Origin of the sequence: Vibrio sp. Vb0888, from assembly GCF_033338835.1 — a bacterium.
GTDB classification, from domain to species: domain Bacteria; phylum Pseudomonadota; class Gammaproteobacteria; order Enterobacterales; family Vibrionaceae; genus Vibrio; species Vibrio alginolyticus.
Window position 1 is genome coordinate 40,430 of the sequence record NZ_JAWOTL010000018.1, and the last position, 26,831, is coordinate 67,260.

At 43.1% G+C, this 26,831-nt stretch carries 27 protein-coding genes and 1 rRNA gene; 22 read left to right on the forward strand and 6 right to left on the reverse strand.

Annotated features, from left to right (window positions below; all coding sequences use genetic code 11):
• Positions 1–55: 55 nt before the first annotated feature.
• The 3 genes from R7P72_RS19730 (at position 56) to R7P72_RS19740 (ending at position 1,518) form a co-directional block, all read left to right on the forward strand.
• Complete coding sequence (locus tag R7P72_RS19730) at positions 56–439, forward strand: hypothetical protein (protein WP_129153031.1); 384 nt, start codon at positions 56–58, stop codon at positions 437–439.
• A 44-nt stretch (positions 440–483) separates the two neighbouring features.
• Positions 484–984 carry a hypothetical protein gene (locus R7P72_RS19735; RefSeq protein ID WP_213912439.1) on the forward strand — a complete coding sequence of 167 codons (501 nt, stop codon included), beginning with the start codon at positions 484–486 and terminating at the stop codon, positions 982–984.
• Positions 985–1,086: 102 nt separating this feature from the next.
• A complete protein-coding gene (locus R7P72_RS19740) occupies positions 1,087–1,518 on the forward strand; it encodes a DUF2787 family protein (protein WP_025796205.1) in 432 nt (143 codons plus the stop codon).
• Between the two features lie 530 nt (positions 1,519–2,048).
• Here R7P72_RS19740 and R7P72_RS19745 read toward each other — a convergent pair.
• From R7P72_RS19745 to R7P72_RS19755, 3 genes are all read right to left on the reverse strand, one after another.
• Positions 2,049–2,507, reverse strand: a complete 459-nt coding sequence (locus R7P72_RS19745) for a hypothetical protein (RefSeq protein ID WP_025767633.1) — start codon at positions 2,505–2,507, stop codon at positions 2,049–2,051.
• A 230-nt stretch (positions 2,508–2,737) separates the two neighbouring features.
• On the reverse strand, positions 2,738–2,863 hold the full coding sequence (locus tag R7P72_RS19750; RefSeq protein ID WP_256900693.1) for a hypothetical protein: 126 nt from the start codon (positions 2,861–2,863) through the stop codon (positions 2,738–2,740).
• 396 nt (positions 2,864–3,259) lie between these two features.
• Complete coding sequence (locus R7P72_RS19755; RefSeq protein WP_213912438.1) at positions 3,260–4,165, reverse strand: helix-turn-helix transcriptional regulator; 906 nt, start codon at positions 4,163–4,165, stop codon at positions 3,260–3,262.
• Between the two features lie 177 nt (positions 4,166–4,342).
• Between R7P72_RS19755 and R7P72_RS19760 the strand changes: the two genes are divergently transcribed.
• The 3 genes from R7P72_RS19760 (at position 4,343) to R7P72_RS19770 (ending at position 4,917) form a co-directional block, all read left to right on the forward strand.
• Positions 4,343–4,465 (forward strand): hypothetical protein, encoded by a 123-nt coding sequence (locus R7P72_RS19760; protein WP_276449501.1) that lies wholly within the window; start codon positions 4,343–4,345, stop codon positions 4,463–4,465.
• Between the two features lie 15 nt (positions 4,466–4,480).
• The gene (locus tag R7P72_RS19765) at positions 4,481–4,618 is read left to right on the forward strand and encodes a hypothetical protein (RefSeq protein ID WP_005484894.1); all 138 of its coding nucleotides are present in this window, start codon (positions 4,481–4,483) and stop codon (positions 4,616–4,618) included.
• Between the two features lie 86 nt (positions 4,619–4,704).
• Positions 4,705–4,917 carry a hypothetical protein gene (locus R7P72_RS19770; RefSeq protein ID WP_005484882.1) on the forward strand — a complete coding sequence of 71 codons (213 nt, stop codon included), beginning with the start codon at positions 4,705–4,707 and terminating at the stop codon, positions 4,915–4,917.
• 98 nt (positions 4,918–5,015) lie between these two features.
• Here the strand turns inward: R7P72_RS19770 and R7P72_RS19775 are convergent, their stop codons facing one another.
• Entirely contained in the window at positions 5,016–6,323 is a 1,308-nt protein-coding gene (locus tag R7P72_RS19775) for a hypothetical protein (protein WP_213912437.1), read from the reverse strand.
• A 183-nt stretch (positions 6,324–6,506) separates the two neighbouring features.
• Between R7P72_RS19775 and R7P72_RS19780 the strand changes: the two genes are divergently transcribed.
• From R7P72_RS19780 to R7P72_RS19810, 7 genes are all read left to right on the forward strand, one after another.
• A complete protein-coding gene (locus R7P72_RS19780; RefSeq protein WP_318110752.1) occupies positions 6,507–7,664 on the forward strand; it encodes a tyrosine-type recombinase/integrase in 1,158 nt (385 codons plus the stop codon).
• 10 nt (positions 7,665–7,674) lie between these two features.
• Complete coding sequence (locus R7P72_RS19785; protein ID WP_005484891.1) at positions 7,675–7,854, forward strand: helix-turn-helix domain-containing protein; 180 nt, start codon at positions 7,675–7,677, stop codon at positions 7,852–7,854.
• A gap of 377 nt (positions 7,855–8,231) precedes the next feature.
• Positions 8,232–8,657 (forward strand): hypothetical protein, encoded by a 426-nt coding sequence (locus R7P72_RS19790; protein WP_065274879.1) that lies wholly within the window; start codon positions 8,232–8,234, stop codon positions 8,655–8,657.
• Between the two features lie 67 nt (positions 8,658–8,724).
• Positions 8,725–11,418, forward strand: a complete 2,694-nt coding sequence (locus R7P72_RS19795) for a hypothetical protein (RefSeq protein ID WP_318110753.1) — start codon at positions 8,725–8,727, stop codon at positions 11,416–11,418.
• A gap of 170 nt (positions 11,419–11,588) precedes the next feature.
• Positions 11,589–12,248, forward strand: coding sequence for a hypothetical protein (locus R7P72_RS19800; RefSeq protein WP_213986437.1), 660 nt, complete (start codon positions 11,589–11,591; stop codon positions 12,246–12,248).
• Between the two features lie 91 nt (positions 12,249–12,339).
• Complete coding sequence (locus tag R7P72_RS19805; RefSeq protein WP_213912434.1) at positions 12,340–12,966, forward strand: hypothetical protein; 627 nt, start codon at positions 12,340–12,342, stop codon at positions 12,964–12,966.
• 320 nt (positions 12,967–13,286) lie between these two features.
• Positions 13,287–13,814: a hypothetical protein gene (locus R7P72_RS19810; protein ID WP_213912433.1), complete on the forward strand. Its 528-nt coding sequence runs from the start codon at positions 13,287–13,289 to the stop codon at positions 13,812–13,814.
• A 198-nt stretch (positions 13,815–14,012) separates the two neighbouring features.
• Here R7P72_RS19810 and R7P72_RS19815 read toward each other — a convergent pair whose 3' ends face one another.
• Positions 14,013–15,353, reverse strand: a complete 1,341-nt coding sequence (locus tag R7P72_RS19815) for a putative bifunctional diguanylate cyclase/phosphodiesterase (protein WP_250157701.1) — start codon at positions 15,351–15,353, stop codon at positions 14,013–14,015.
• A 592-nt stretch (positions 15,354–15,945) separates the two neighbouring features.
• On the opposite strand from R7P72_RS19815, the gene R7P72_RS19820 reads away from it, so the two are divergent.
• Complete coding sequence (locus R7P72_RS19820) at positions 15,946–17,508, forward strand: sensor domain-containing diguanylate cyclase (RefSeq protein ID WP_213912453.1); 1,563 nt, start codon at positions 15,946–15,948, stop codon at positions 17,506–17,508.
• Between the two features lie 551 nt (positions 17,509–18,059).
• Here the strand turns inward: R7P72_RS19820 and R7P72_RS19825 are convergent.
• On the reverse strand, positions 18,060–19,343 hold the full coding sequence (locus R7P72_RS19825; protein WP_005381066.1) for a carbohydrate-binding protein: 1,284 nt from the start codon (positions 19,341–19,343) through the stop codon (positions 18,060–18,062).
• A 247-nt stretch (positions 19,344–19,590) separates the two neighbouring features.
• Between R7P72_RS19825 and R7P72_RS19830 the strand changes: the two genes are divergently transcribed.
• The 8 genes from R7P72_RS19830 to R7P72_RS19865 all read left to right on the forward strand — a co-directional run.
• Positions 19,591–19,896 (forward strand): PTS sugar transporter subunit IIB, encoded by a 306-nt coding sequence (locus tag R7P72_RS19830; protein ID WP_025767645.1) that lies wholly within the window; start codon positions 19,591–19,593, stop codon positions 19,894–19,896.
• Between the two features lie 88 nt (positions 19,897–19,984).
• Positions 19,985–21,319 (forward strand): PTS sugar transporter subunit IIC, encoded by a 1,335-nt coding sequence (locus R7P72_RS19835; protein ID WP_005381064.1) that lies wholly within the window; start codon positions 19,985–19,987, stop codon positions 21,317–21,319.
• A gap of 51 nt (positions 21,320–21,370) precedes the next feature.
• On the forward strand, positions 21,371–21,682 hold the full coding sequence (locus tag R7P72_RS19840; protein WP_031777269.1) for a PTS lactose/cellobiose transporter subunit IIA: 312 nt from the start codon (positions 21,371–21,373) through the stop codon (positions 21,680–21,682).
• Positions 21,683–21,694: 12 nt separating this feature from the next.
• Positions 21,695–23,017 (forward strand): 6-phospho-beta-glucosidase, encoded by a 1,323-nt coding sequence (locus R7P72_RS19845; protein ID WP_005381048.1) that lies wholly within the window; start codon positions 21,695–21,697, stop codon positions 23,015–23,017.
• A gap of 18 nt (positions 23,018–23,035) precedes the next feature.
• Positions 23,036–23,791 carry a chitin disaccharide deacetylase gene (gene chbG / locus R7P72_RS19850; RefSeq protein WP_005381046.1) on the forward strand — a complete coding sequence of 252 codons (756 nt, stop codon included), beginning with the start codon at positions 23,036–23,038 and terminating at the stop codon, positions 23,789–23,791.
• A 104-nt stretch (positions 23,792–23,895) separates the two neighbouring features.
• Positions 23,896–24,894: a LacI family DNA-binding transcriptional regulator gene (locus R7P72_RS19855; RefSeq protein ID WP_005381031.1), complete on the forward strand. Its 999-nt coding sequence runs from the start codon at positions 23,896–23,898 to the stop codon at positions 24,892–24,894.
• A gap of 130 nt (positions 24,895–25,024) precedes the next feature.
• The gene (locus R7P72_RS19860; RefSeq protein WP_005381029.1) at positions 25,025–26,278 is read left to right on the forward strand and encodes an HD-GYP domain-containing protein; all 1,254 of its coding nucleotides are present in this window, start codon (positions 25,025–25,027) and stop codon (positions 26,276–26,278) included.
• A gap of 486 nt (positions 26,279–26,764) precedes the next feature.
• Positions 26,765–26,831, forward strand: a 16S ribosomal RNA gene (locus R7P72_RS19865); the annotation flags it as partial.

The window sequence follows — 26,831 nt, forward strand, 5'->3', positions numbered from 1 at the left end:
CCTGTTTAGCGACGAGCTAAACAGGGGCTTTTTCATTCTTAAACGGAGATTAGAAATGAAAACAGTAAACAAGTTTGAAGATATTCAATCACTGCCAATGCCTGATGGTGTGAAAGCAAAACTACTCGAACACCTGATAGAGCCATTCGGTGATGAAGAAAACACCAAAGCATTCTGGGATGAAGTTGGTACGACCTTGTACTTGATTGAGGAAGGGGATACCAACGAAAAACTGAATGAAGAATCTGAGGAAGATCTGCACTTCCTTCGCTTTGTTACTAATTACCCAGAATGGGTGCTGTTGTTAAACGACGATGATTGTCCTTGGCTTCTAGCGGTCGCCATAGTGACCATGGAGGGCTCAGGTGTGTACTGCTGCGCTCCAATTAACAGTCCAACGTTCCCTGTCGCCAAGTTAGCTGACCAAGCTGAATCTTAAAACCAAATTATACCTGAACAATTCCATCTCAAAGGAGGTGTCCTATGGCACGTAAATCAAACCAACAACAAGAAACAGTTCAACCTGAAATCGTAGAGGGCAATGAACAAGTCACGGTCACTGACGATCAACCAGTAGACCATTTCGCTAATATTGTGCGCGAGGGAAAAGCGAAGAAGTTAAGTCCGAAAACAGAGAACCATGTGTTCTATGAAATCGCCTTACATGACGAGGAAAACGAACTCTATATCCGTATGACTGGAAATCAGGGCTCTGGACTGCATAGTAAAGAGATGATCCCGCTTAAAGATATCACCGCTGTGCTAGATGTACAGGGTGATAAGCCGTTCAAGAGTTCAGTGCTGAAGTGTGTGTTTTCTGGACAGTCAGCGAACAACGCTGGTTTTATGGCTGCTTGTTGCAGGGGACTTGGTCTTATCATCCAGTCGGAGAAGTCAGTGTTTCTCCACGTTCTAGCGCCTGACTACGAGCAACGTCGAGATGAAATTCTCTCTCTAGTTGACGCTGAAACCAAAGCGAAATAACCCCCCAAAAAGCACATCGATTCTTACCACCAAGTCAATTCTGGCTTTCATATCGAGCACTTAACAAGAGTGCATTCCTAACAAACTAAAAGAGATTTTATTATGAACTTAACTTTTGACGTTGAGCGATTACTGCTGCCTGTCAGTGTCGATCTTCAAGATGCTTTAAACCGAGTGATCAGCGAATCAGGCAAATGGACACCCATGATCCAATCGGTGGTGATCAACTTCCGAGATTCATCCTATAGTTCGGAAAACGGCGGTTGGCACCCTGTTGAAATAAGGCTTGTTCGCCTCTACGACCAGTGGATCTTTGATTACATCACTGACTTTACGTATTGCGGTGGTCCTTATCCCGAACTGGTTAAAGAGGTGGACTTTAACTTCTCATCTGGAACAGCAAGTTTTTCCTATGTTCCGGAGCTGCCGATAACAAGTAGTGAGGTAATGGAGTTCTACTCGATGTGGGAATCCAACTTTCTCAGCTACGTCGAAATGAGCGTGTTCGATGAGATAAAAGTCACGGTGGATTAGTCCATCGGTAACAAACTAAGTAGAAAGCACCATGTATGTACCATAAAATAGTCGACTCACTTCCCAGTGAAACTAAGGCTTCCCATTGCTCCATGTTAATCATGGCGTGATGGGAAGCCTTTTTCATTGGGGCAAGTTTTAGCAACGTTTACCCAATCCGTTGCCTTAGGGATTCAGAGGGGATGAAGTTGCTGGATTGCAATGGACGGTGGAAACACCAAGGAAAGGAGTCTTAATTTTAACGACTTTGGTTGGTTTACACTGGTGTTTTGTTATTAAAAGCTCCCATTGCTATGTCGAAGCAATGGGAGCAGTGAGGGGCGGGAAGCCTATATAAAATACCGAGAGAATGATTTGTCTGATGCTATCTCTGCAACTAGGGATAAAGGCTTCCCTTAATATCAGCGCCAAGAGCGCACCTTAATCTTATGTTCGTAGTTTGGCGCGAAAACTAGGGTATTTTCAACGTTGCCATACGAAATGACAACTTATCCAATGTACCCCCCAGTACAAACAGAATTAGGTATAACTTACTGACTTAGTTCGTCCAGTAGAGACAACCCTAGCTGATACTTGTCATCTAGTGCAGATGGGTGAACATGTCTCTTTATATTTGGTAGAGAGTTCAGGTAGCTGAAGAATCCGGAAGTGGTCATAGGGTATCCAGGCTCAAAATACTCTTCCTCATCATCCCCAAATGAAAACCAATGACAAAGCATTACGAGGTCTTCTTTCTCGTAAACAACCGCAGATGTGCGTGACTTTTCATGGTCGCTGTAAGCTAGAAAGTCAATGAAGATAACTTCTTGGCTTTCTGGGTTTTCCAAATGCTCTTCTGCCATCTGAATCGAGTAGTGATCCGACTCTGCGAAAAACATTTGAGTTCCCATCGTTGCTTCATGTCCCCAAGCTGCTGCCGCACACTTGGCAATTTTCTCACTTTGACAGTCGTTAAGTAGATGCTCTGTTTTATTGAATGAAATAGACATGTTTTTTGTACCTATTTTGTTTTGGTTTCGATATGCGGATTAAACATGCTTCACTTATAAAACACTAGTCTAACTGATAGATTTATAACGATATTCGTGAATGGATTGACACAAATGAACTTTTACTCAAATTTTTCACCTATTTTCAGAAGCTAGTTAAAACAGGCTAGGTGTAACAAAAGGAACTTGTCACCGGAATCTATAGTGACAAGTTCAATTCATGGCTCTGTTTATCCAGTCATCATACCCAGTAGATAGCCAACGACGGTGAAGCTTAACAAGTTAGCGATATCAACTAGGTAAAAATACGGACTGGACTGAGTGATTTGGAGCAGAGTTCGTGCATCAGACATCATGGTTATACCCCTATTAAATTACTTCTCCTACCGGAGTTATTTTAGTGTTTGCTAATTAACGACGAAAAATGGCATCATTTTGAGTTTTCCCTTGCGCGGTATCGGTTTGAGGTTTCGCTAAATCACCCCTTTCGCTTATTCCACATAGGTAAGCTCAAAATCGGTACATAGTGGCAAGTTGATGGTTAGGAGGGGCTTTAGCGGCGCAGTGAAACGACATTATGTCGTGGTTCTTTGGTGTCTTGGAGCTGTGCTTCTAGAGAGAACACTAGGGCGTTATTTATTAACGTGGCATCGTGATGAAACGATACTCATGTACAGCAAATAAAGTATTTGGATCATCATGATCTAATTGCTCAGTAAGCTGATCGGTTTCAGTAGTCTAAAACGTGTTGACTACTTGTAACGATCCAATGTGGCGTGGAGATCGCGTATCAGTTCAAGCTTAAGGCTGACAGGGGAAAGCACCTCGACTTGAGGTATCCAAGACTTCAACAAAGGCAAGATATCGCTCAATCTTGATACTCGACTGCTAACCAACAAACTACCGTCGCTCAGTTCTTTCAATAGCTGCTGGTGGGGAAGAATCATACCTTCAAGAAAGTGCGGAGCTGCTTCCCTATCAACCTGTACAAGCACTTCTGCATCATCCGGAGTTAGCCACTCCATCCCTTGTTTATATATCTCCTCGTGGACTTTTTGACTCGGTTTGTATTTATCTTCCCTGCGGTGAATCCGTGAAATATTCGGCAGTCGGTACGAATGTAGCTGGTCACAGTAGGTCGCAGCGAGGAACCAGATACCACGGTCATTCACCAAGCGATAGGGATGGGCAGATTCAAACGTTTTGCCATTGTAGGTAAGGTCAATAACAGAGTGAGTGGTAATAACTTCGGTCAACTGTCTAAACAGCGCATCGAACTTCCCGATGGATTCGGAGCGTGGATTCTTAAACAGAACGGGGGTGTGACCGTTGAACTTGTAATGATTAGGTAGTAGCGCAGACAAACCCGTATCGTGCAGTACCTTGTTGGTATTCGCATTACCATTATTTCGAGTTACCGGATCTAACCGATAACCCTCATTGGTGCGGATAATTGGAGCGTTGACTAGCCTTTCATTGAAATCGCGTCTCAGGGTTTTCTCACTTACCTGATAATCCGCTACCAACTGCTCAGGGGAGAGCACTTCTCCCATAAACAATCTCGTCAATATGTCACCTAGTCTTAAAGCTAGCTTTTCACTCTTATCGCTCATGCTACTAGCGTACGGTTTCCTCTGGACAGGTTGAGGGCAAAACATTTTTAAATGTTTCAAACCGTCGCGCACTGAGATTTGGCATAGCTTTCATCGGATAAGGCAGGGCAATGACGATGACTATTTTCACACTCATTCTGCGGTCTTGGACATACCCTGTCCGAGCGCAGTGGGATAATACACAACGTAGATTTACTACAACGTCAATTAAAGGAAACTATAATGAAAGTGACATTCATTAAGCCACTTATGGCATCAGGTTATTCATGCCGCTCTTTAGGTTGTCCCGGTTGGGTCAGTAAGGGCGGATCATGTGATACATGCGGCGCAATGGATTACAGCTAAGAAGGAGTATTCGTTATGGGCAACTGGACAGAAGACCAAGGTGACTATGATGATGGCACAGAAGATTCTGGCTTCAGTCAGGACTTCGACATGGAACCGGGCGACGATGGTTGGCTCGGCGGTGACTTCATGGCTGATGATGACGATGATTAAGTTATCTTGATAATTTGAATATATCTAAGGGCGATATCAGCAATGGTGTCGCCCTTTTTCGTACCTGTGAGAAAAGGAGAAGCTATATGGAATCACTCCCCGAAGAAAGCGCTATTAAGGTATATCACCCTGAACGTGATAGCTCTGTGAAATATGAAGTTGAGTTAAGTGAATCTGGAGCTCGTAAGGGCATGATTATTGGTGGAATGATAGGCTCAAAGGTTCCCCATCCTCTAGGCACTCCTGTTGGCGTAGTCGTAGGGGGGATCGTTGGTGCAATTTGGGGCAAGGCTGACTAAAGAAATAGTAGGGATGGTTTGTCCCTACTTTTTTCTTTATCGTAACTTATGGGAAGTGTTTTCCCTTTATCTCGTCGGGCTTTTTCCTCTGTGTTCATTTAGCCCGTTGGGGAATTAATACCATTCTTAATTTCACACGGCCATGTGAGCAAGATAGGTTTCGTTTTATATGCTTGAGGTCTTTCAATGAACATTTTGGGTGTAACGATATCGTGAAACTCTGTCAGCGAGAGCGATTGGTGCATACGTTGCAAGATATATCTTATGCTGCGTTTGCCGATATGTCCCTCCGATGTTGAGAGCTTTACGTTACATGTGTGAATTTTTCTTTGTCTAACAATTGTGTGTTTTTTGTCAGGTAACGATGGCTCCCAAAAGTTGAACTTATTGAATAATATCTGACCAGTAAACGGGTTAGGTACGTCTTGCTGAAAGTCTTGCTCGATGGTGGCTTTATATTTTATTCGACTTTTGTCACTAATAACGAGTTCGAGCGTTAATTGATTACGGTTTTTAATTGCATACACTGAGTAAGTGCTGTCTCTACTACTAAGATATTTGTAGAGCGGATTTAGGTTGGTAATTTTGAACGGGATGTATTTGATACTTTTGCTTGGTTTAACCAAGAGATAGATAAGGTACGTGCTCTGTTCGTCGTCTTTCTCGTCAGTTTCGCCACGCGTATCGTCATAATAATCTAAGTAATTATGAGTGGTTGTCTCAATCTCTTTGCTTTCTTTGGTATCAGCTTTACTATCTTTGTTATCAACCTCGTCGTTAATGGTGTTAAAGATAACGAGTTTGGCATCTAAGAGCTGTTTGTTAGCTACTTTATTGGTACTTGGTTGACCAATATGTTTTTTGTAGAACTTGAGATTCGTTTCTATTAGGTGCTTTTCTGCTGGTGGTGATGCTCTGCGTACGGCTTCAAGAAGCAACTGATGGCTTTCTTCTTCGTACTTTCGCTCGGTTGAAATGAAGTTTCCCAAGAGCTGGATAAATTCTCGGTTTTGTTTATACCAGGGTGGGAAGTCTAGAATATCTACCGTGATTGGCATCTCTATATCTTGGTATGCCTCGTCTTTACTGCTGTCCAATTCTACAATGCTGCTCTCGATTAAAGTGAGCGCAATTCTTTTCTTGTTTGACAATTCTTTCAATGGCTTGAGCGTTTTAATGTGCTTAGTTTTATAAGTGGAATGTGCGGAACGCTTTGGGAACGACTGGTGTAACCCTGCTTTTTTAAAGGCACTTTCCAATGCTGCGGTAGCTTTATCAGGACTGAAGCCAAATAGCCGCTGTAGGGTAATGATGAGCAAGTGCTTGTTATGAATTGATAAGGGTTTAGCTTTTGGCGTGAAAAGGTAAACCGTTTTTTCATAGAGTACGGGTTTTCTTCTAGGCATATTAAATCAAACAAAATGGTTCCTTAATCTGTGCATACTAACTAGTTAATCTCTTTGTATGAACTCTTTTTTCTTACGGTGCATCATATTTTATGGTCTGTAGAGGGAGTCGTGTGGTCGGCACTCTTCAGTCAGTGTCACCTTAATCTTTGCTCACGATTTACTTATACGGAGTGAGATATTGTGAGCACTACACCGATAGAAATGAACCAGAAGTTACTTAACGCCTTGCCTCGTCCTGCTAAGGGCGAGCAAGGTGTTGAGTATCCTTGGAAGAAAAACCCCCGATTGCGCGTACTTGTGACCGCGAAGAGTATGCGCTGGATTGTTCGCCTTGGCTGGAAAGGAAAGCGTTACTACGAGTCGTTTGGGACTTACCCCGAAATGAAGTTTGCTGAATTCAATCAGTTGGCTTACCAATTTATCGCTGATGTTCAGTCTGGGGCATACCAGAAGGGGTCGCGTTTGACTGTACAACAGTTCTTTGATGACGTTGTACTTCCATACAGTCGTAATCATCACCGCGATTCTAAGACCTTTTTATCCCGCTCTAAGCGCGTAATGGCTGCGTTTGGTAAAGAGCGTGTTACGGACGTGACTCGCCGTGATGTTGAGCGGTTTCTCAATTCACTTACTGACTTAAGTCATGCGTCTATTAACCGCTATCACGCCTTCTTGTCGAAACTTTTTTCGATGGCGGTTGAGCACGAGATTATCGATAAAAGTCCAGTAAAGGGCGTTAAAAAGAGGGTGGAGAACAATGCGAAAGACCGAGTGTTGTCCTCGAAAGAAGCGGAAAGCTTTTGTCGGAATGCGTGTGCTGAACCTAACTTTCTACATGCGAGTGCGCTGATGTTGAGTTTGTTGACAGGTATGCGCATTGGTAATGTGATTAGCCTGACTCGATCTATGCTTGCGGATGACCTTTCTTCTGCGCTCCTGCTGATGACTAAGTCTGGTAAATCACAGCGCGTCTATTTCTCCGAGCCAGCAAAACGCCTGATCCGTAAATGTCTCAAAGTGTCGTTCAACGATTGGGTGTTCCCTTCGTTAAAGAACAAAGGTGAGCACATTGCCTACCCACGCGCTTGTATGGAGCGCATTCAGCTTGCCATGAAGCAAGAAGGCTGTCTGGACGCACCTTTTACTATCCACGATCTTCGCCGCACTTACGCAACCCAAATGTTGATTGCGACGAACGATATCCGTCTCGCGCAGCAAAGCCTTGGTCATTCCAATGTGAATGTCACCGAGCGTTACGCCTACTATCAAAATACCCATTTAGCGCAAGCCTCTCAGCAGACCGTTGACGCCATGCTACCTAACTTACAAATCGATTAAGGAGTTCGACATGTCCAGAGTACTAACAATTGAAGAATTTGCTGAAATGTACGGCTTAAACCCGGCAACCGTACGAACTAATGTAACTCGCAACCCTAAAAGCTTACCGCCAGTGATGCGCATAGGCCGCAGTGTGCGCTTCTTGCGTAGTGAGGTTGAGCGTTGGGAGAAAGAGATGACAATGCATTAACACAGTAATATCTCTCAATAGAGATAAAAGCCCAAAGGCGTCCGTTAGGACGCCTTTGGGCTTTTTAGTATCTGCCTATGAAAATCAAACAAAAGTGTACCGAAGATCGAGCTTTTTACTATCACAGCATTGACGATTGATATTTCTTCTAGCGCCTTTCGTGACTGGGGATCTCCGCTTGAGATTCTTTGGTCTTAAATATCAAGGTCAGTTGTTTTGTGGTTTGTCGACTCTATTCCCTTCTTAGTTGAGTGCTTTCTTTCATCCCTAATATGGACCTCAGCAACGCAGCGATTCTCTCGCTTGGTTGTTCTCGAGGGGGCAGCGAGCTTCTTCGCTGCTCTTTAACAATTCAATTTTAGAAGGAAAAATAAAAAATGAACGCAATGTTTGTAAAAACGAAATCTGGTGTCGCGAATGTGGCTAACGGCAAAACAGTATTAGCGTCTGATGATCGCTTAGTGGTGTTGGATAAGAACTGTCACTTGATTCTTAACGAGTCTGGCGATCAAGTTGGTGAGCTGTTCGATAAGATCTTAAAAGCGGTGAAGCCAGAGAAAGGAAAGTGCTTGATGTTGGAAAGTGGAAGCTGGATTCACGCGAGTGCGATCTCCAACGCTTTCATTTCAGGTAAGTCTGGAGCGCTTCTGATTACGGCGACGAATAGCGATAACCTACTCGCGATGTTTACTCCCGAAGAATACTCAGATCTAGACGGTTTACGAGATGCGATTGTTGATGCGCTGATATCGTTTTCTGAAGGCAATGATTTGCCAACGGTGGACTGGTCAGAATATCGATAAGACCTATCTTTTAACCCTTTCAAAAAGATGCCTTCGGGCATCTTTTTGCGTATCTGGAGTAAACCTCATGAGTAAAAATTTTAATTGGTTAGAGCAGTCTTCTGACTTAAGCATGGACAACCTAGCAACATCCGGTTGGACTGAGGAAGAAGCGGTAAGTGCTTGGGGTGAAGCTCAACCGAGTGAGCCTGCTTCTTTTGATGGCGTAAAGCGCAAAGCTAAATCCATAGTGCTCCGCAAACCCAAAAAGAAGAAGCAAACCAAGCGTAAAAAGCGAAAGGCAACACCGTTCTTTGAACGTCCCGTGATAGCCATGGATACTGAGTATGTGGAGTCTGAATGCGGAGGCTACAACCGTATCTTGAGCTACCAATTCGCGGTTCTGTTCCAGGGCAAGTTATCAACTATTATCTTGTTCCCTGATTCGACCAAAAAATCGGGACGGCTGGCACTGGACAAATGCTTGGTTCAGGCTATAGAAAAAGCGATGGAAGATGAAGTACTTGATAAGTGGCCGACAGACATCATTTTGTGCGCCCATTGGCTATCGGCGGATTTGTTTAACTTCAGCCAAGCCTTTGATCAGTTAAAGACCCACGTAAAAGGGTTGCGTAAGACGGTGGCGAGTCTTGATGACGTATACGGACTAGAACTTGATAAAGTCATGTCTCGACGTATCGATAAAGAGCCTCTCAATGTTCACGACAAATCCCGCAATCGACACACCTTGTATATCACGTTTTACGACACCATGCTGCTTTCACCCAATGGATCATCATTAGCCTCTGTCGGAGAGCTATTGAAGATTCCAAAGGTAGAAATCCCAGAGCCTTACTCTATCTCTCGAATGGATGAGTTTCTGGAAGCACAACCGGAGAAATTCGCTGAGTATGCAATTACTGATTCAATTATCAGTGCTCGTCATTTCGAGCGTGTTTCTTCCTTCTGTCAAAATACACTCGGTCTAAATTCGGTTCCGTTCACCATCGGTGGTATTGCCGTTAAAGCCTTTGTTAATAGTTTGGAGGATAAGCGCGGTTACCGTGGTTTGTTTGGTTTTGAGAAGGTGACTAAAGAAGTGTGGCCTTCTGACCGAAGTAAACCGCTAACGATAACTCGTGATGTGCCTGTAACAGCTCGCATGACATTAGAGCATTTTTCGACCATGGCCTACCATGGAGGACGCAACGAGTCATTTATCGCTGGTCCTACTCCTATTGATACTTGGCGAGATTATGACGTTCCATCATGTTATTCGGCGATTACGCTAGGTCTGCGAGAGTTAGATTACGACCAGATGTACATGACCAGAGATCTGAAAGAGCTGTTTGGAGACAAATGTGCTTTGGCTTGGGTTGAGTTTAAGTTCCCTGAACATACTCGCTTCCCAAGTTTAGCCGTTCGATCTGAGTATGGATTGATATTTCCGCTATCGGGTGAGACGCACTGTACAGGTCATGAGCTTGAAGTTGCTTATAGCCAAGGTGCAGAAATTATCATCAAGCAAGCGTTTGTCGTGCCCTGGAAGAATGATAAACGAATCTTCGAAGACTTCATGCGCTGGGGGCGAGAACGGCGTAAGTCATTAGTTAAAAATAGCTTTGACGAGAAATTGACTAAGGAAATGTTGAATAGTTGCTATGGAAAGCTAGCTCAATCGTTGCGCCCAAAGAGGTCGTTCGATATCCAAGTTGGTTACTCTACACAACTACCACCATCGACTTTGACCAACCCATTTTTCGCCGCTTACACGACTGGCTTAGCTAGAGCCTTGTTGGGGGAAATGCTTCATAGCATCCCCGATGACAAGGTTGTTGTTTCAGTGACGACAGACGGCTTCCTGACTAATGCTGATCTGAATGAAATAGACTTAAAAGGTCCTATTTGTCAGCGGTTCCGAGAGCTCTACCACCGTATAGACCCAACTGGCGGTGAAGTACTAGAACTCAAGCATCAAGCGAAGCAACTGATCGGTGCTAAGACTCGTGCTCAGTACACCGTTATAGAGAGTGAAGGTTTTGAGCCAATACTGGCTAAAGGTGGCGTTAAAGTCGATCCAACCATCAATGACCAAAGTGCTTATATGGTGGATAAATATTTAACCCGTAAACCAGGTGACAAAGTTGATGGTAGCTACCTGACACCGAACCGGATGCGCTTTTTAGAACATAAGGATTTGATGCTTGAGAAGCGGTCTATCTTCCTGAATATGGAATATGATCAAAAGCGACAGCTCCTAAATCCGGTAATGGTTGACGTGAAAGGACGGAGTCATATTGCGCTTGAAACCAAGCCACACAAGTCTTTGGATGAGATGCTGTTTACACGATTGCGCTTTGATCGCTGGCGCAAGTCTCATGTTCTAAAAAACTTTGATGATTGGTGTTCATGGCAAGACCGTTTAGTAATGGCAGAAAGTACCAGTCACAAAGACGTTCGCTTAAAGGCTGATGAGACTTCGGAAAGCTTAATGGCGCGGTTGTTTTTGCGTTTCTATGCTCATGAGAAAAATGGCATGAGAAAGAAGGACATTACCGCCAAAGCATTAGCTGAGTGGTTAACAGATAACGGCTATCTGACTAAAGCGACCGCTGTTCGTAGTGCTAAGAACGCCAAATTGATTGAAGGCGCTGTACCGATGACTGAGCTAACCATCAGTTTAGCTCGCTTAATAGTCTCGAAGTTTCCTGACTTCGAAGTTGAAATCCTCTTCAACCCTGAATCTCGTTCCTCACTGCGAGAAGCTCTCAACGCCCGTTGAGATCGTAAATATTGACCTATCGAAAGCCCTTATCTCAAAGGGCTTTTTTACCAATCAACCATTGCACCGTTGGGGATATAAGAAACCCAACCTCACACGCAATGACATTTATTCAAATCCACAGCCGTCATTCCGGCGGCTAACTCAATAAAATTTTAAGGAGCATTATTATGGCTAATAAAAAATTTAACTTTTACGCATCGGTAAATAACAACATAGCTCGTATCGTAAAAACATGGACTGAATGTGAGAAAATTATTGCTAAACCCGGTGGTAAGAAGAAGGGGGCTTACACCTACAAACAAGCCGAAGAATGCTTGCAGGAGTTAGTAGTTGAACGTGATGCTCGCCTTGCACGCAGTAAGCCTAAGAGAAATCGATACAGTAATTCTCGACCAAAAGAAGATTTAAGCTTTTTGAGTACTTTCACAGCAAGACCTACGAAAAAGACCATTACCTGTAAGCTTGGTGTTGGCGGTAAGGGTTCGACTGTTTCGGTTGTAGGTGGTGACACGCAAGTATTTGAAGTTAAGAAATCTACAGTATCAGCAATGCGCTACCAGCTCTGTATGCACACATTAAACATCGCTAAAAGTTTGCTAGATCAGGAGGTGAGTTCTATTGAGATTAAAGGGATGGATGCCGCGACGATAAAAACGCTCACTGAATGGGCACCGAAGTGGAAGCAACAGAGCTGGGTGAAACCTAACGGACAGCCGAGACCGAACGCAGAACTCGTGCGCGAAATGCTGGCGTTATATGAGCAGATTAAATCCAAGGTCAGCCTCGGTGACTGTAAAACCCCTGAATATGACGACGCACCATTCTAACTAAACATTAAGTAGCCCTACAGGGGCTGAGAGGCTTGCCCTCTCTGCTCCTGTGGGGCTTTGTACTCTCTGAATTACAGGAATAATACCGATGAAAAATACTAAAATATTGACTGTGGAGGGTGTTGAGTTCCCTTCTCGCACTGCTGCTGCACGTCACTATGGTTTGAATCCTAAACTGGTCAACGAACGCATAACCAAGTTTGGCTGGACACTAGAGCAAGCCCTTGAACTAGAAGCGCGCCCTAAAGGTGACTACCGCAAGAAAGTTGTTATAGACGGCACCGAGTACTCAAGTATGCGCCAAGCGGCTAGAGAGCTAGGTGTGGCGCAAAGTACGCTGATGAACCGCATAAAGGCTGGCATATCTGTAGAGGAAGCGCTGTCTGCTGCACACACCGAGCGTGAGAAGTTAAAAGGTCAGTCCAAACCAATGTTCTACGGTAACAAACTTTATCCATCTGCGCGCTATTTGTTGCTTGCTAATCCCACTCTGGCTGCTGGTGGTGATTTGGGTAAAGCCGTTACCTCGCTGAATGATGAGGCTCGTCGAGCTAAGAATCAGGGCGGGGCTCGCAATCTGTCGTTGGATCAAGTTGCCGCTGAGTTTGGTCTTGCGAAAATTGGGTTTGCTGATGAGTTTGATGGTTTTGTTGAACGGTTAGTGGAACAAGTTGGTGAAGCTGTTTTGACCGAATTGTTCTATGAGCTAAAGTAGTCCGAATTGGTGTTTTGAAGGGAGTAGTTGCGTTGAGTGACTGCTCCCTTTTTGTTGCCTGTGTTTTGAGTTGGTGAGCCTGTTGCCGGAAGAACTGCGCAGTAACTATTGCCGTCTCTATTTATAGTTGTGGGGCGAATATGGCTTAAGGCTTAGCGGTTGCTGAGATGCTTCTATATGTTTAGTTTGCGTACAGGTGGTGGGGTGGTTACCAAGATTTCAGAAGAAAGACTCCGACCTAATCAACGGTCAGTTCTACACTATTTCTGCCGATCTGGCACCTGAGTTTACCGATAAAATGGCACCACTAGCAGCACGTATTGAGCATCAAGGAATCCAGTCTTGTATTATGGGTGACGACTCTTGGGGGGCAAAACGATATCCCAACGTCTCTATCGAGCCTTGAACAGTATCAAACAGTGCTCTCTGACTGTAAAGCCGCCAGCAATACAACGATGAACATCGAGTCGGCAATGACAACCTTGGTGAGAAACCAACCCTCGAAAAGCTTTACCCTGAAAAAACAGGGTCAAAGCTACGTATTCTACGAGCTGGAAAATGGTGAGCGTAGCGTCAATGTGAAAGAAGACGATCAAAGTGTCGGTATCGGCACGTGGGACTATGTGGATGGCAACATTGTCATTTCTAATGCTAAAGATGCTGATAATACGCCTATTAACCTCAAAGAGACCATCGCGATGACGTCTTGGAGCTACGATAACCTAGGTATTGCAGTCAAAAAACTACTTCAAGAACAACACTACGATTCGCTAGGGCTTGGAGAGTGGACAACACACGGCAGTGTTTCCTCAGACGTTTATGTGATCATTCTAGGTGCAGAGCATTAATTTGCCGTAGCGTTGTGAATGGCGTCATCAAGTAACGCCTTAAACCAAAAATCCGAGTGTTGATAAAGCACTCGGATTTTTCTTTCTCTGGTAAAATAATTACCTTAACTGGGTTTACCTAAAGCCTACTAATTCCATGGTTTATCTCACTAATCTGTCAAACGATAAACAGCTTCTAAGTATGTGAACTTTGCGATGCTACATCATACTTAAGCTTTTATTTAATGCCGTAACAGGGACTGGGCGACTTAGATAAAACCCTTGAGCTTGTTCACAGTCTAACTCCTCAAGAATACACAGCTGTTCAAGGGTCTCTATGCCCTCAGCAACGACTTGAATCCCAAACCCCTTGGCTATATCAACGATGCCGGAAGTAATTGCTCTTGATCGATAGTCAATAGCAATGTCTTTGATGAAACTACTATCTATCTTGATTTCATCAACGTCTAATTTATTAAATATGCCAAATGAGGTATAGCCAACACCAAAGTCATCAATGGAGAATGTTACACCATACTTCTTCAGTTTCTTTACTAGACTTGCACATTGCTCAATATCCTTTAACGTAGCTGTCTCTGTGATTTCAAAGCATAGGTATTGCGCAAAATCACGGTCTTGTTTTAAGTAAGTTTCGATTTGGCGCATGTCTTCGACACTATTTATCTCAGTAGCAGAAATATTCACCGATACGCTTTGAATGGCATATCCTAGGAGCTGGGTTTCTTTAAGTTGTTTTGATGCTTGCTTGATAACTAGTGTTGTTAAAGCACTACAGAGATTGTTCTCTTCTGCCAGCGTGATAAATACAGCAGGAGATATATCTCCATGTTGGTGGTGTTTCCAGCGAGAGAGCACTTCAACTCCAGTTACTCTCTTATCTTTTAGATGATACTTTGGTTGAAATACGATCTGTATTTGTTCTTTTCGTATTGCGTTACGTAGATCTGCAATCATCTGTTTTCTTTGGAGATCTTGCTCAGCGAGTTTTTTGTCGTGGTACCGGATAGTGTTTTTCGTTATCTTTGCTTGAGCGAGCGCATATTTGGCTGACGACATGAGCTGTTTAACGCTTTCTCCATCAAATGGATAGAGCGCAACACCAATAGAGCACGTTACATCAATGCCATGACGTTTTGAGTGCTGGCTAAACTGCCTTTGAATAAGTGCTAGGTGCCTGTCAATTTGCTTCTCGTCGTGCATGCGAATCAAGCAAGCAAACCCATCCGAATGAGTCCTTGAAGAGAAAAGTGGAGAGACAGTAGACGAACTAATAGATTGTGCTATGTCTTTTAAAAATTGATTGCTCTTTTCAAAGCCGAGTTGATCGGCAATGGGCTTAAAGTTGTCAATATCGAGAAGAAAGAGAACATAATGTTCATTTTCTTTGGCACTACTGAACTTTTGCTCCAAATAGCGAAAAAAGACGTAGGGACTATGCAGGCCTGTCACATAGTCAATGTCATTGGCCCGTTCAATATCTCGGTTGTTCTTTTTTATCAGCCCCCATAGCAAGAGAGACGTGATCACGATAAATAGCATACCCTTTAGTGACTGCACCAACGTGTATACTTGTAGATTACTAGATAGGAGCTCTACCGCTTTATCTGAGAATAAAACCCACAGTGACGCGAATACAAAGTAAGCAAAAACGAGTTTAGCGGAGGTGAGGGAGTTTTTTTTTCATATAGACCACAGTATTACTCGTGTACTGCCCATGACTAAGGTCATACTTATATGATTAACCTATCATTACATCGAATATCAAGCTAGTGACACATCACTTAAACTGTTTAAAATGCTACATTAAACATATAGTTTTACTATGAAAACTAATGTTTAGTAGCATCAAGACCCTCTAAATATAAGTTTTACTTTTTTGAACCCTTCAAGTATCGGCTAGCATTTTGATCTTGATGCTTGTTTTTTGGTCAGCTACTGGCTCTATTTTCTATCTATGTCGGCCATATCAGTTTCAAAATAGATATAAGCCAGTATAAGAGTTTCATATCTCATGCAGAAATGTCAAAATCTACTAAAACTTGATTTAACACATGTGCAGTAGTACGTATTATTACTTCGAATAAACCAATGGGTGACTTAATTTATGGAATATGTGGGTGAATCAAAACGGATGAAAGACAAGTTGAATTTGAGGCAACTTATTCTGATTCTAAGCATCTTTAGTGTATTGGTCACTCTTCTGAACGCTTTTTACTCCATATATCGTGTCCAACATGACCTCATTGTCACCAACACCATTGAATCCAATCGTGTTTACGCTGAAAAAATGGCCGAAATAACGGACACTTTCATTGAATCAGTTTTGTCTCAATTGGAGTATAGCGCACTTACGCTTGGGAGTAGGATAGGTGATTCAGATGCGTTGCAACAAGAAGTAGATCGATTAAGAACCCAAACTGACTCTTTTAACTCTGTAGTCATCGTCAATGCGAAAGGGGTCATCATTTCCGTTTCACCAGAAACAACACGAGTGAAAGGTGTCCAATTAACAACAGACAGTTCGCTACAATCGTTGAACGCTAAGGCTCCAATCGTCACGAATCCGTTCGTATCCCCGGCAGGTAATTATCTAATAAGTATTTCGTACCCTATCTTCTCCGCACAAAAAGAGTATTTAGGTTACGTTAGCGGGAGCATTTATCTCGATAAGAAAAACATATTAATGAGCATACTTGGGCACCATGGCTACAGAGATGGGTCATACCTCTATGTTGTGGATAAAAATCGGACATTGATTTATCACCCTAATAAACAACGAGTGGGAGAAGTCATTGTCAATAATGAAGCAATAAATGAGGTGACTCAGGGAGAGAAAGGTGGGAAAGTTATCATTAACTCTCAGGGTATTGATATGCTTGCTGGGTACGCACCAGTCAATTATTCTGGTTGGGGGATAGTTGCTGCGAAATCGGAAAGCCTCACTCTGTCAGTGCTTAATGACCAAATGTGGAGTGTATTTGTGGCAACGCTTCCAATTGGTGCGCTCACGCTTTTAATTATTTGGATATCTTCGGTTTTTATCTCAAAACCATTATGGCAATTAGCGAGTGTCGTCAAAAACTTTGAAAGCCACACTTCGACTAAACGAGACTTAAATAAAGTGAAACCTTGGTATTTTGAAGCGTCACACCTGAAGCGTTCATTCGTCAGTACATTCAATATTGTATCCAACACAATTGATCAACTGCACCTCGATACCTTAACTGATTCTATGACTGGGTTGTTAAACCGCAGAGGTTTAGATAAGGCCATTGATAATTTGCGTATACAAAACACTCCATTTTCTGTGCTCGCTCTGGATGTTGATTACTTCAAAAAAGTGAATGATACCTTTGGTCATGATGTCGGTGATACTTTACTCATCAGTGTGGCAAATATGATCAAGGCGCAGGCGCGAGAGGTGGATATTGTCTGCCGATCTGGCGGAGAAGAGTTCATGGTTTTTTTAGTTAAAGCAGACATACGTCAGGCTGAGTACGTTGCCGAGAGAATTCGAAAGTCCATTGAATCCAATGAGTTTGATGTCGTAGGTCACGTGACGATTTCTATCGGAGTATCCCAATGGTTAGCCGAAAGAGAGCCGATTAGCGCCATTCTTAAAGGTGCTGATGATGCACTTTACCAAGCAAAACATAACGGTAGAAATAGAACTGAGGTACATAAGTTCAGATGATAAAATAAATGGATACTGATCTGAACACCCATCTAAGCGAGTTTGTCATACTTTAGATAATTTTTACTTAATTGTGCTAAAACAGTTTTGCCCAGAAACGTGTTACAAAGAGTGGTCAAGTGTGTGTACCATTTTCCCATTTTAAATCTGTGCTCAACGCGTGCTAAAAAGATCCAATAAAATCCTATTTCATGGTCCTTGATATCCAAAAAAAACCTCTTAAATGCAAGTAATTACAAGTGGTTAAGAGGAATTCAAAATCCGTTGCCTTCGGGCGTGGCGGTTCAAGTCCGCCCACCGGTACCATACATAGAAAGGTCGCTTTTATAGCGGCCTTTCGTCGTTTTAGGTGTTCGTAAATATCAAAAGAAAGTTAGCGTTGCCTTCGCGGTGGCGTCAGGAGTGCCTGCCAGTCAAGTCACTCGCAGGTACCATATTTTAAGACAGAGCCTCGATGAAAGTCGGGGCTTTGTTGTATCTTGATCTTCAAAACAAAAAAGCGCGAGGGGTATGCCTCGCGCAAACTACTACATGGTGATAGTAGGAACAGCCTATAGAGCTGTGAACAAGGTATTTTGAGTGTTCGGAGTCCAGTCTGCTTGGGACACGTGCGGTACATCAACTAGATAACGCAAACCTTGATAAGTCACCACATCACCTTGTTTATAGGAAACATTCTGAGTCCAGTTAGTGGCTGGGTCTGCATTTGTCCAAAGGCTAGAGGTTGGAGACGGTGCCCAATCTTGTTGCGCAGTATGGTTTGTTACAGCCTGGTATACAGTACCTAGGTGTAAGACGTAATCGCCAGCGTCGTAGTTATGACCAACTTGCCAGTTCGGTGTGTAGTTATCCATTGTGTCGAAGTCATAACCCGCTTGTTTTGCTAACTGTATAAACTTAGCGAGCTTAGGTAGGTTTTGCGTTGCACCCATGCCACGCTTACCATCTTCAAATAGGAACTCGTGAGTTAATACGATAACTTTATCGGCGTGTAAAGGTGTACCACATGGGAACTCTTGAGCTTTGGAGTTGATCGGGTTAATCGTTGTTGGTGCACAAGTGTTTAACGCGGAATCCACATATCCAAGAAATGCTTCTGCTTCTGTAAGGCTGTTTGCTGGCATTTCAATGCCCCAATTTTCGGGTGCCCAGTCCACATCCCAACCGTGAGTTTGATAGCCGTTATTCGCTAGGATATTTTGAACCTCGATAGCTGCTTTTACACTGTTGGATGGGTTGGATGTATCGCATACATATCCTGGTTCCCAAGGTTTCAGGTCATCAGACGTGGCACATAACCCATCTGCTTTGAAGTCTTTCGTCACGCGCCAACCGTTGGTGTAGGGCAGTCTAGCAAACTCTGTTGCCTTGTAGTTCGGGTAGCTTGTAATGTTCGGCAAATACTTTGCTAACACAGATAAGTTTTCCGTAAACATTGAGGCATCGTAAACAGGGTCTTGATACGAGTTAAGCTGGTGGTCCCCGGTCGCATTACACTCCGCAGCACTGTTCGGTCCAAACTCATCCACGCAGTTGTGCACCATGTGATCGTAACTGTGGTTCGCAACAATATGACCAGTGTCTAATGCGAGCTTTAAGGCTTCTAGGGAACGGTCTTCATTCTCATCACCAATTCCATCTAAATGCCAAGCATTAAAGTAAAACGTCGCTTTGATATCTTCCTGGTTAAGTACTTGAATAACGTCAATAGATGCATTGATTGGTCCATCATCAAACGTTAGATAAATTGTGCCTTTAGAGTCGGTTTGAGCAAATGAGTGTTGTGATAGTGCGGCACTTACAAGCGTTGCAATAGCCAATTTATTAAATTTCATTCTCTATTCCTTTTAAGAAATTAATAACGACGTTGTCAGTAGTAAAATATTGATAATTTGAAACTTAATGTGATGTCTTAAATTATTTTATGACTTTTATCCTAGACCTAAATAATTACAAAAAAATAGGTGGTATTTTCTAAATTGGGATTGTGTTCACGAATAATGCAACCGGTTGCGCTTTTTTGTCTTGGTTATTTTTGCTACAGTTTTTGCAGGTTGAAATTTACACAACGGGAGTAAGGCTATGAAAAAGATCCTTTTATGCTGTAGCGCAGGGATGTCCACCAGTATGCTTGTTAAGAAAATGGAGCAAGCTGCTGAAAATAAAGGAATTGAATGCAAAATTGATGCGATGTCAGTGAATGCATTTGAAGATGCAATTAAAGAGTACGATGTTTGTCTTCTCGGGCCTCAAGTACGTTTTCAGCTAGAAGAGCTAAGAAAAACGGCGCAAGAGCATGGTAAAAACATTGACGCGATTTCTCCTCAGCATTATGGAATGATGAAGGGAGAGGAAGTACTAGAGCAAGCATTAGAATTAATTAACTAAACCATAGTTTTAAATTAAAAAAGATAACTGTACATCAAATATAAATATTTGATGCGGGATTCTTTTGCCTAAAATAAGGATGGATTCTATGAAGCTTTATGACGCAATTATAGGCGCAGTCGAAAAGCATATAGCCCCTATAGCAGCTAAAGTGGGGAATCAGCCCCATGTTCGCGCAATGAGAGACGGTTTTATTGTCGCAATGCCGTTTATTATTGTTGGTAGTTTCATTTTGATTTTTGCATTCCCCCCATTTGCCGAAGATACAACCTTTACTTTTGGTCGAATTTGGCTCGATTTCGCCACTACACATTTTGATACCATAATGATGCCCTACAACATGTCGATGGGGATCATGACCATTTTTGTTTCGCTGGGCGTTGCTTATAGTTTAGCGAAGGCTTACAAGATGGATGGGATCACGAGTGCTGTATTGTCACTAATGTCTTTTTTACTCATTGCGGCCCCAGCTAAAGATGGCGCGTTGTCTATGTCTCACATGGGCGGAACCGGGATCTTCACCGCAGTGATGTGTGCATTTTTCTCGGTGGAGCTCTACCGTTTTATGAAAAAGCACAATATTACGATTCGCATGCCAGAGCAGGTGCCACCGGCGATTGCGCGATCATTTGAAGTATTGCTACCAGTCTTAGCGATATTCATTACCTTATATCCACTTAGCCTTTTCGTACAAACCCAGTACGACATGCTGATTCCAGATGCTGTTATGGCTATCTTTAAACCGCTAATCAGTGCGTCTAACTCATTGCCTGCCATTATTGGCGCTTTATTGCTTTGCCAGCTACTTTGGTTTGCGGGTATTCATGGTGCTGCAATTGTTGTTGGACTGCTTTCTCCAATCTTTTTGACCAACATTGGTGCCAACATTGAAGCCTTTGTTGCAGGTGAACCGATTCCAAACGTATTTACTCAACCGTTCTGGGATTTTTACATCTTTATTGGCGGCTCTGGTGCAACACTTGCTCTTGTTATGCTGATGTCGTTTAGCCGTTCTGTTCACCTTAAGAGCATTGGTCGAATGAGTGCGGTGCCTGGCTTTTTCCAAATCAACGAACCAGTGATCTTCGGTAGCCCAGTTGTGATGAACCCGACCTTGTTTATCCCGTTCGTCTTCGCTCCAGTCATCAACGCTACGATTGCGTATTTTGCTGTGCATGTCGGCTTTGTGGGTATGGGGGTCGCTACAACACCTTGGACAACACCGGCACTGATAGGTGCTTCGTGGGGTAGCGGTTGGACCTTTGCGCCAGTATTGCTCGTCATTGGTTTATTAATTCTTGATCTAATCATCTACTTCCCATTCTTCAAAATGTTTGAGAAGCAAATGTTGGAGCAAGAACTACCAACGACGAAGGAAACTAAAGGTGATACGCAGCCGTCAGGCGAAGGCGTTACTGCTTAACTGTGCTTAATGGGCCGCAATTACCGCGGCCCGATTTTCGGAGAGAAAATGATGGAACAAGAATTGGTTGTAATGGAGATCATTTGCAATGCTGGTGAAGCCAGAAGTTTAAGCTACGAGGCATTGCGTTTATCTCGAGAACAAGATTTTGAAGCGGCTGATGAGAAGCTCTCTCAAGCAAGAGAGTGCATTAATAAAGCCCACTTAATACAGACTCAGCTTATTGAAGAAGATCAGGGAGAAGGGAAAGTCCCGATGACGTTAGTGATGGTGCATGCTCAAGATCACCTAATGACTACGATTTTGGCTCAAGAGATGGCTGTAGAAATCGTCGCACTGAACAAAAAAATCTCGAACAAATAAAGGGGGATGAAAATGTCTAGAGAGGCGATCAAGCTTGCCATTATTGGCGGTGGTAGTAGCTATACCCCGGAATTGGTTGAAGGGGTTATTAAGCGCTTAGAATATTTACCCGTTAAGAAAATCCATTTTGTGGACATTGAGTCAGGAGCTGAGAAGCTTGAGATCATCAAAGGATTGGCTCAGCGAATGGTCGATAAAGCCGGAGCAAAAATTGAGATAAAAGCCGGTTTCGATCGCCGTGCTGCGATAAAAGATGCGGATTTTGTGATGACGCAGTTTCGTGTTGGTGGCCTTGCTGCACGCGCTAACGATGAGCGAATCCCAATCAAGTACGACGTCATCGGCCAAGAAACAACGGGCCCTGGTGGTTTTGCTAAAGCACTGCGAACCATTCCGGTCATTCTTGATATCTGTAAAGACATTGAAGAGTTGGCTCCAAACGCATGGATGCTCAATTTCACCAACCCAGCGGGTTTAGTTTCCGAAGCGGTCAGTAAGTACACCAAAGTAAAGAGTATTGGTTTATGCAATGTGCCCGTTTCAATGGAAATGATGATTGCAGAAATGATGGAGTGCGAGCCAAAAGAGCTGCAACTTGAGTTTGCTGGGTTAAACCATCTCGTGTGGGTACACAAAGCATGGCTCAATGGGGAAGATATTACTCAAACGGTATTAGAGAAAGTCGGTGATGGTGCCAACTTCAGTATGAAGAATATCTGGGAAGAGCCGTGGGATCCGGCATTTCTAAAAGCACTGGGGGCGATACCATGTCCTTATCATCGTTACTTCTACCAAACTGATGCCATGCTTGCTGAAGAGAAACAAAGTGCCGATGAAAAAGGCACTCGTGCTGAGCAGGTAATGGAAACAGAAAATGCGCTATTTAAGCTCTATCAAGATCCTACCCTCGATCATAAGCCGAAAGAGTTAGAGGAGCGGGGTGGTGCTTATTATTCTGATGCATCACTGAACCTAGTTGATTCAATTTATAACAATCGTAATAGTATTCATGTTGTTAACGTTTTAAATAATGGAGCGATCAACGGCCTACCTGACGATGCTGTGATTGAATGTAGTGCCGTGATTGGTAGCTGGGGGGCGAAACCTCTTGCGGTTGGCGAGTTGTCAAACAATATCAAAGGATTACTCCATCAAGTTAAAGCGTATGAGCAGCTAACAATAGAAGCTGCTGTCGAAGGTAATTATGACAAGGCGCTTATGGCATTAACCAATAACCCATTGGTGCCTGACATTGGCCGCGCCAAGTCAATCCTGGATGATATTCTGGCGGTGAACGCTCCGTATTTACCTCAATTTAAACTAACGACGTTGTAAGACTAAGGAAGGGCGCCGATGAAAGTCATTTTTAATGCTGATGATTTTGGTTTAACGAGAGGTGTAAATAACGGCATCGTTAAAGCTCATCAGCAAGGTGTGGTTCATTCAACCACCATGATGGTGGGTATGGATGCTGAGCAACATGCCTTAGAACTAGCTCGCCATAATCCAGACTTGAAAGTTGGCGTTCATCTTAGGTTTACAGCAGGTGTGCCTATAACGAAGCATCGTAACTTGACTAACGGCCGAGCGCACTTTATCAACTATGACGAACTTTGGAGTAAGCAGGACTTCGAAACTCAGGTCGTTTATGATGAAGCAAAAGCTCAGGTGGAACATTTTTTATCGCTTGGGTTAGAGCTAAGCCACTTAGATAGCCATCATCACGCGCATACTCACCCTCAAATTTTGCCCGTTATTAAAGAAGTAGCGAATGAATACCGAGTGCCACTGCGGGGCACTGGCTTGTGTCAAGAATCGATGACAATCAGGTATATCTTTACTGATGAGTTTTATGATCAAAAAGTGAGCTTGGATGGCTTAATGGCACATCTATTGAGCTTAAAAGCTGACTATGACTTGGTTGAGGTGATGTGCCACCCGGCAGAGGCCGATCAGGCGCTTATCTTAAAGAGTGGCTATGCGCTTCAGCGAGAGCTAGAGTTACAAGTTCTTACCTCTCCCATTTTAAAAGAACAGTTAGCTCATCATGGTATAACTGTCACGGATTACTCTGAGCTTGTTTCTACCAATCAAATGGTCGGTGTATGATTAAAGGCTGCCAGCTTCGCCCCCTATAGCACCTTACGAATTGCTGGCAGCCGTTCTATACAAACGAATATTTAATAACAATTGCAGTTGGACCCAATAGCATTATGGCAAGGATTAAAGATGTAGCCGAACTCGCCGGTGTAAATCGCTCTACCGTTTCTCGAATTATTAATGGAGAGGGGAAATTTCGTGAGGAAACTCGAAAAAAAGTAGAGCAGGCTATGGCGCAATTGAATTATCGTCCCAGTGCAATTGCTCGTTCACTCGCAACCTCATCCAGTAATATGGTTGGGTTATTGGTGACTTACTATACGGGGGGCTTCTTTGGCGAGATGATGGAGCAGGTTCAGACCGAGCTGGATATTCATAAGAAGTTTTTGATTACAGCTCAAGGCCATCATTCTGCACAAGGTGAAAAAGAGGCAATTCAGCGTTTTAATGATTTACGTTGTGACGGCTATGTACTTCATAGTCGTTATTTGTCAGATGATGACTTACGTGAACTAGCTAAACAGCCAACACCTTTCGTTCTCCTGGATCGCTACGTGGAAGGAATAGAAGAGCGTTGTGTTACCTTTAACCATCATCATGCAAGCCGTATTGCCGTTGAGCACCTTTTAGCTGGTGGTCATCGAAAGATTGCTTGTATTGCCGGTCCATCCCAACGTCATAACAGTGTATTGAGAAAGCTTGGGTATATTGATGCAATGAAGGATGCTGGTATAGATATTGATGAAAGCTGGTGTGAAGAAGGGAATTATGGCCGGCAAAGTGGTTATGATGCAATGGCTGCAATTTTACAACGACACCCTGATGTGACGGCTGTCTTTTCGTGCAGTGAAGAAATGACGGTTGGCGCAATGCAGTACTTACACGAGCACAGTATTTCTGTACCAGAGCAAATCTCATTAACTAGCTTTGACAGTGTTGATCTTTGTGAAAGTCTTTACCCTACAGTATCAGCAGTGCACTTTCCTATCAGTGACATGGCCCGTGTAGCGGTACAAACGTTAATGGGGCTAGTCAAAGATCAAGAAGTAATAGACAAGCCAGTGTTCGAGGCCAAGCTTAAAATACGCAAAGCAGATCGCTCCTTAAAGTAGCTTACTTCTATCTAATTAAGTGAGTCGCTTAGAAATAACGGTTTGATGTTTTGATAGTTACTGATGAATTTATTCACAAAATTTACTAGTATTCTAACTCTCTTAAGAAATATAAATCAGTAGTGAATAAGTGGCAGCCATTAAACTAACGGTCGATCGTATTCAACCCGGATTACATATCCGTCTTCCGCTAAAGTGGAACGATCACCCCTTTCTACTCAATAGCTTTAAGATTAAAGACCAAGAGCAAGTCGAGATGATCCGCCACCTCGGCGTAAAGTTCGTTTACTTTAATCCAGAGCAAAGCGATGCCGTTCCACTCCCTGTTGATCAAAGACAAGCTGACAGAGTAACAAATGAAGCGTCGTTAGATCATGAAACTCAAAAAATGTGGCAAGAAAAACAGAACCGCATAGAGAAGTTAAGTGCATACCGTCGACGCGTAATTCAGTGTGAAAAAGAGTTTGAGCGCTCTCTGGCACGTATGCGTTCAGTCATGACTAAAATCCGTAATCGTCCGACAGCAGCAGTTGATGAAGCAAAGCTTCTTATTGAAGATATCGTCGAGAAGTTAATGTGCGATGATAATGTTACGTTACATCTGATGAACGGAAAAAATGAGTTTGAAGATATTTATTTCCACTCATTGAACGTGGCTGTTATCTCGATGATGATTGGCCGTGCTAAAGGGTACTCAGCAGCACAGTTGAAAGAGCTTTCCTTCTCCGCACTATTCCATGATATCGGGAAAATAAAAATCCCGACTGCAATATTAAGAAAGCAACTACCTCTAACAGAGCCAGAAACCAACTACTTAAAGTTGCACACTAAATATGGCGTCGATCTTGCGAGTCAAATCGAGGCTTTTCCCGAAGTCGCGAGAATTGTGATCGCGCAGCACCATGAGCTAAGAGATGGGTCTGGTTATCCTAAAGGCCTGAAAGGAGATGAGATCAACGAGTTTGCTCAAATTATTGCTGTAGCCAATGCGTTTGATAACTTGTGTCATACCCCGATAGTCTCAGACCAAAAGATTCCTTATACCGCACTCTCTCATTTATATAAGAACTGTAAACACCTATATAAAGAAGAGAACCTGAACATCCTAATTAAGTTTATGGGCGTGTTTCCTCCGGGTACCGTAGTTCAGCTTTCTAATAATATGGTCGGCCTGGTTATCTCAGTGAATGCATCGCATTTATTATTCCCGAATGTCTTGGTTTACGATCCATCAGTACCAAGGACGCAAGCGCCAATCATTGATCTTGCGTCAAAAGATATAAAGATAGTTAACGCGATTCATCCGTCAAAATTACCGGATAAAGTAAAAGAGTATCTAAATCCGCGTTCGCGTATTTCTTATTTCTTTGATAGCGATGAGTAGTTATCCACAGCTTTTTGTGGGTAAATTGTATAAATCCTGAGTGTTATTTCTGGGTAATTTTGGGGTTGGATGGAAAGTATCCATTTGGCATGTTTTTTTAGAAAAAATGCATTTTTAGTATTGCCAAAGAAAATCTTCTCCCTATAATGCGCATCCATCGACACGGCAGACGTCACAAGGCTTCAGCAGGGTCGAAGAGGTAAAAAGCTTCTACAAAAAATTAGTTTAAAAAAGTGTTTGACACTAACAACTAAATCGCTAGAATGCACCTCCGCTTTGAGAGAAAAACTTCTCGCAAAGCAAGCTCTTTAACAATATAGACCTATCAATCTGTGTGGGCACTCGTTGATGATAATCCAATTCGATACTTCGGTATCAAATTAGGTTTCAATGAAACGAAGTGACCATTGAATCTTCGGATTCAGCACAGTCAATTCAAACATTACTTTATGTAATGTTCAGTATTCATTGAGCCGACAAAATCTTAAATTGAAGAGTTTGATCATGGCTCAGATTGAACGCTGGCGGCAGGCCTAACACATGCAAGTCGAGC

Coding starts and splice junctions, on each gene's coding strand:
- R7P72_RS19730 (WP_129153031.1), top strand. CDS start 56: ATGAAAACAGTAAACAAGTTTGAAGATATTCAATCACTGCCAATGCCT.
- R7P72_RS19735 (WP_213912439.1), top strand. CDS start 484: ATGGCACGTAAATCAAACCAACAACAAGAAACAGTTCAACCTGAAATC.
- R7P72_RS19740 (WP_025796205.1), top strand. CDS start 1,087: ATGAACTTAACTTTTGACGTTGAGCGATTACTGCTGCCTGTCAGTGTC.
- R7P72_RS19745 (WP_025767633.1), bottom strand. CDS start 2,507: ATGTCTATTTCATTCAATAAAACAGAGCATCTACTTAACGACTGTCAA.
- R7P72_RS19750 (WP_256900693.1), bottom strand. CDS start 2,863: ATGATGTCTGATGCACGAACTCTGCTCCAAATCACTCAGTCCAGTCCG.
- R7P72_RS19755 (WP_213912438.1), bottom strand. CDS start 4,165: ATGTTTTGCCCTCAACCTGTCCAGAGGAAACCGTACGCTAGTAGCATG.
- R7P72_RS19760 (WP_276449501.1), top strand. CDS start 4,343: ATGAAAGTGACATTCATTAAGCCACTTATGGCATCAGGTTATTCATGC.
- R7P72_RS19765 (WP_005484894.1), top strand. CDS start 4,481: ATGGGCAACTGGACAGAAGACCAAGGTGACTATGATGATGGCACAGAA.
- R7P72_RS19770 (WP_005484882.1), top strand. CDS start 4,705: ATGGAATCACTCCCCGAAGAAAGCGCTATTAAGGTATATCACCCTGAA.
- R7P72_RS19775 (WP_213912437.1), bottom strand. CDS start 6,323: ATGCCTAGAAGAAAACCCGTACTCTATGAAAAAACGGTTTACCTTTTC.
- R7P72_RS19785 (WP_005484891.1), top strand. CDS start 7,675: ATGTCCAGAGTACTAACAATTGAAGAATTTGCTGAAATGTACGGCTTA.
- R7P72_RS19790 (WP_065274879.1), top strand. CDS start 8,232: ATGAACGCAATGTTTGTAAAAACGAAATCTGGTGTCGCGAATGTGGCT.
- R7P72_RS19795 (WP_318110753.1), top strand. CDS start 8,725: ATGAGTAAAAATTTTAATTGGTTAGAGCAGTCTTCTGACTTAAGCATG.
- R7P72_RS19800 (WP_213986437.1), top strand. CDS start 11,589: ATGGCTAATAAAAAATTTAACTTTTACGCATCGGTAAATAACAACATA.
- R7P72_RS19805 (WP_213912434.1), top strand. CDS start 12,340: ATGAAAAATACTAAAATATTGACTGTGGAGGGTGTTGAGTTCCCTTCT.
- R7P72_RS19815 (WP_250157701.1), bottom strand. CDS start 15,353: ATGCTATTTATCGTGATCACGTCTCTCTTGCTATGGGGGCTGATAAAA.
- R7P72_RS19820 (WP_213912453.1), top strand. CDS start 15,946: ATGAAAGACAAGTTGAATTTGAGGCAACTTATTCTGATTCTAAGCATC.
- R7P72_RS19825 (WP_005381066.1), bottom strand. CDS start 19,343: ATGAAATTTAATAAATTGGCTATTGCAACGCTTGTAAGTGCCGCACTA.
- R7P72_RS19830 (WP_025767645.1), top strand. CDS start 19,591: ATGAAAAAGATCCTTTTATGCTGTAGCGCAGGGATGTCCACCAGTATG.
- R7P72_RS19835 (WP_005381064.1), top strand. CDS start 19,985: ATGAAGCTTTATGACGCAATTATAGGCGCAGTCGAAAAGCATATAGCC.
- R7P72_RS19840 (WP_031777269.1), top strand. CDS start 21,371: ATGGAACAAGAATTGGTTGTAATGGAGATCATTTGCAATGCTGGTGAA.
- R7P72_RS19845 (WP_005381048.1), top strand. CDS start 21,695: ATGTCTAGAGAGGCGATCAAGCTTGCCATTATTGGCGGTGGTAGTAGC.
- chbG (WP_005381046.1), top strand. CDS start 23,036: ATGAAAGTCATTTTTAATGCTGATGATTTTGGTTTAACGAGAGGTGTA.
- R7P72_RS19855 (WP_005381031.1), top strand. CDS start 23,896: ATGGCAAGGATTAAAGATGTAGCCGAACTCGCCGGTGTAAATCGCTCT.